3 protein-coding genes are annotated in these 3,592 nt (G+C 63.7%); 1 reads left to right on the top strand and 2 read right to left on the bottom strand.

What is annotated here, in order from left to right:
- Window positions 1-179 precede the first annotated feature (179 nt).
- Window positions 180-1,052 (top strand): DMT family transporter, encoded by an 873-nt coding sequence (locus PMN64_RS42440; RefSeq protein ID WP_411785058.1) that lies wholly within the window; start codon window positions 180-182, stop codon window positions 1,050-1,052.
- Here PMN64_RS42440 and PMN64_RS42435 read toward each other — a convergent pair.
- Both PMN64_RS42435 and PMN64_RS42430 read right to left on the bottom strand, forming a co-directional pair.
- Window positions 1,049-2,512 (bottom strand): cryptochrome/photolyase family protein, encoded by a 1,464-nt coding sequence (locus PMN64_RS42435; protein WP_411785057.1) that lies wholly within the window; start codon window positions 2,510-2,512, stop codon window positions 1,049-1,051. The genes PMN64_RS42440 and PMN64_RS42435 overlap by 4 nt on opposite strands.
- 21 nt (window positions 2,513-2,533) lie before the next feature.
- Window positions 2,534-3,193 (bottom strand): peroxiredoxin, encoded by a 660-nt coding sequence (locus tag PMN64_RS42430; RefSeq protein ID WP_016844449.1) that lies wholly within the window; start codon window positions 3,191-3,193, stop codon window positions 2,534-2,536.
- Window positions 3,194-3,592: the final 399 nt, after the last annotated feature.

Genomic DNA, 3,592 nt, shown 5'->3' with positions numbered 1-3,592 from the left:
TCAAATGCCTCGGCTACAAGACGCCAATCCAGGCCCTTGCCAATCAAACGGGACCAAACACTTTCGCAGGGACGACACTGTGGGTGAGGCGCCACCTGCTTACAGCCGCGGGCTCGCCCGCCACCCTCGTTAAATTCGCGATTGCTGGCCGCCTCATCTTCAGGCAATGACGGCCTGCAATGAACAAGAGCTTCGAGGAAACTGCCGCTCGTCTGGCGCCGGCGATCTTTGTGGTGCTGTGGAGCACCGGATTCATCGGCACCAAATACGTCATCAACAATGCGGAGCCGCTGACCTATCTGGCGATCCGGATGGCGTTCGTGGTTGTGGTGATGGCGGTCATCGCCGCGATCGCGCGGCCGAACTGGCCGGACCGGACAGGCATCTTCCACAGCGCGGTCGCCGGCATCCTGGTGCACGGCTTCTATCTCGGCGGCACCGCGATTGCGATCGCGCATTCGGTTCCGGCCGGGCTGTCGGCCTTGATCCCGGGCCTGCAGCCGATCCTGACCTCGACCATTGCCAACCGCTGGCTGGGCGAGCGCGTCACGCCGGTGCAATGGGGCGGGCTGGTGCTCGGCCTCGCCGGCGTCGTCTTGATCCTGCACAACCGGCCGATGACGGGCGAGGCGGGGTGGGGCTGGCTCGCCTCCGGCGTCTCGCTAATCAGCATTACGCTGGGCACGCTCTATCAACGGCGCTATTGCAACCGGATCGACTGGCGCGCCGGCAATCTGGTGCAGTACGTCGCGGTGACGATCTTCTTCGGCATCGGCGCCTTTGTGTTCGAGACCAATGTCGTGCATTGGACCGGCGAGTTCGTGCTGGCGCTGGCCTGGCTGGTGTTCGCGCTGTCGATCGGCTCGATCGGGCTGTTGTACTGGCTGATCCGTCACCATGCCGCGACCTCGGTCGCGAGCCTGTTCTATCTGGTGCCGGCGGTGACCGCGCTGATGGCCTACATCCTGTTCGACGAGCGGCTGGATCATGTCGCCATCGCCGGCATGGCCGCCTGCGCCGCGGCGGTGCTGCTGGTCAATCGCCGCGCTTAATTCTTGCCGCGGATCTTGGCATAGGCCGCGAGCGCGCGTTCGCGGCCCTCTTTGTGATCGACGATCGGCGGCGGGTAGGTCTTGCCGAGTTCGATGCCGGCGCTCGCCAGCTCGATCGGTGTTGCTGACCAGGGGTGATGGATCAGGTCGTTGGAGAGCTGCGCGAGCTCCGGCACCCAGCGCCTGACATAGCCGCCGTCAGGATCGAATTTCTCGCCCTGCAGGACCGGATTGAAGACGCGGAAATAGGGCGCGGCATCGGCGCCGCAGCCCGCGACCCATTGCCAGTTCGCCGGGTTGGAGCCGGCATCGGCATCGACCAGCGTATCCCAGAACCATTGTTCGCCCGTGCGCCAGTCGATCAAGAGGTGCTTGACCAGGAACGAGGCCGCCACCATCCGCACCCGGTTGTGCATCAAGCCGCTGTGCCAGAGCTCGCGCATGCCGGCATCGACGATCGGATAGCCGGTGAGTCCGCGCTGCCAGGCCTCCAGCGCGCGGGCGTCGCGCTTCCACGGGAAGGCATTGAAGTGCTCCTGCAGGTTGCGCTGCGCCAGGTCGGGGATGTCGAACAGCAGATGGCGGCAGAATTCGTGCCAGCCGAGCTCGCTGAGGAACTTGTCGATGTCGCCGGCAAGGCGCGAGTCTTCGGCGGCGGCGAAGCGTGCCGCATGCCAGACCTGCCGCGGGCTGATCTCGCCGAAGCGCAGATGCGGCGACAGGCGCGAGGTGCCGTCGCGGTCGGGCCGGTCGCGGTCGCCGGTGTAGCCGCTGATCCCCTCATCGAGGAATCGCTTCAGCTGCGCCTGCGCCGCGGCTTCACCCGGTGTCCGGGTCTCGCGCAGGCCGCCGGCCCAATCCGGCCTGTCAGGCTCGAGCTTCCAATCGCCGAGGGGGTCGCTCGCGATGCCGCGGATGGATGTAAGCTTCTTCGGCGCCGGCAACGGCTTTGGCGGATCGCCGAGGCCTTGGACGCGCCGCCAGAACGGCGTGAACACGCGCAAGGCCCGGTTGTCCTTGTTGCGGATCGCCTTGGGATCGACGAGCAGGTCGCCGGGAAAAATCCGCCAAGCGATGCCGTCAGTTGCGAGCGCGGATTCGAGGTCTGCGGCGATCGCCTGATGCGGTGCCTGCGCGATGTCGTTCCAGAACACGGCGCCCGCGTTGATTTCGCGCGCCAGTGTGGCGATCACGGAGGCGGCCGGTCCTGTGCGCAGCACCAGCGTGCCGCCGATCGCCTTGAGGCTCTTGCCCAGTGCGCGCAGCGATTGCGCCAGCCACCAGCGCGTCGCGCCCCCAAGGGAGCGTGCGGCTGGAGGTTTCAGGGCACGGCTTTCGTCGTCGCGGACATAGAGACCAACCACGGGTGCGCCGCGGCTGGCTGCTTCGTAGAGGGCCGGGTGATCCGACAGCCGCAGATCGTCACGAAACCAGACGATAACAGGCTGTGCGCGGGCCACCCGGACGCTGCGTGCCGGCCGTTACTTCGGCTGCGGCACGATGCGGATGTAGGGCTTCGGTTCTTTCCAGCCCTGCGGATAGATCGTCTTGGCCTCGTCGTTGCTGACCGAGCCTGCGATGATCACGTCCTCGCCCTGCTTCCAGTCGGCAGGGGTGGCGACGCGGTGCTTGGCGGTGAGTTGCAGCGAGTCGATGACGCGCAGGATCTCCTGGAAGTTCCGACCCGTGGTCATCGGATAGACCAGCACCAGCTTAATCTTCTTGTCGGGGCCGATGATGAAGACGTTGCGGACCGTTTGGTTGTCCGCCGGCGTGCGGGTGAGGGGGTCGCCGGACGTCGAGGCAGGCAGCATCTCATAGAGCTTGGAGACGTTGAAGTCGGTGTCGGCGATCAGCGGATAGTTCGGGGCCGCCCCCTGCGTCTCCAGGATATCCTCGGCCCATTTGGCGTGGCGATCCGCGGGATCGACCGAAAGGCCGATCAGCTTGATGCCGCGCTTGTCGAATTCCGGTTTCAGCTTGGCGAGCGCGCCGAGCTCGGTCGTGCAGACCGGGGTGAAGTCCTTCGGATGGGAGAACAGCAGGGTCCAGCTGTTGCCGATCCAGTCGTGGAACTTGATCTTGCCCTCAGTGGTCTGGGCTTCGAAGTCCGGTGCGGTCGCGCCAATCGGAAGTGTCATGATTTTACCTCATCTCTTTGAAGTCACAGTTGAATTTGTATTTGAGGCTGTCTGTTCCAGTATAGGACGGGATAAGGCTTAAGTGAACGGGTTCTGAAAAAAGGTGAAACATTTCTCCTTGAGGGTGGAATTCCAAGCAACTTGTTTTGATCCGGATCCCTGCGGCGAAATATCAGCTGCGGCACAAAGGCTTGGAAATGCCCAGATAATGCCGCTTATCGCCGTCATCACGCCGGCCCCGGCTGCTATAGGACTGAACCGTGACGACGTTTAAATCGACCAAATAGCAACCATCTAAAAATCTCGGAACGCAAGTTCCGAACCATTAACCACTCGTTTACGCCCGCATGGAAAAGCTGGCCTGAGATAGGAATTGAAAGCTCCCACAATGTCTACCCC

The organism is Bradyrhizobium sp. UFLA01-814 (assembly GCF_046718885.1).
Lineage (GTDB): Bacteria > Pseudomonadota > Alphaproteobacteria > Rhizobiales > Xanthobacteraceae > Bradyrhizobium > Bradyrhizobium elkanii.
Note: the sequence above shows the minus strand (reverse complement) of the source record. Positions and strands in the feature narration are given on the sequence as shown.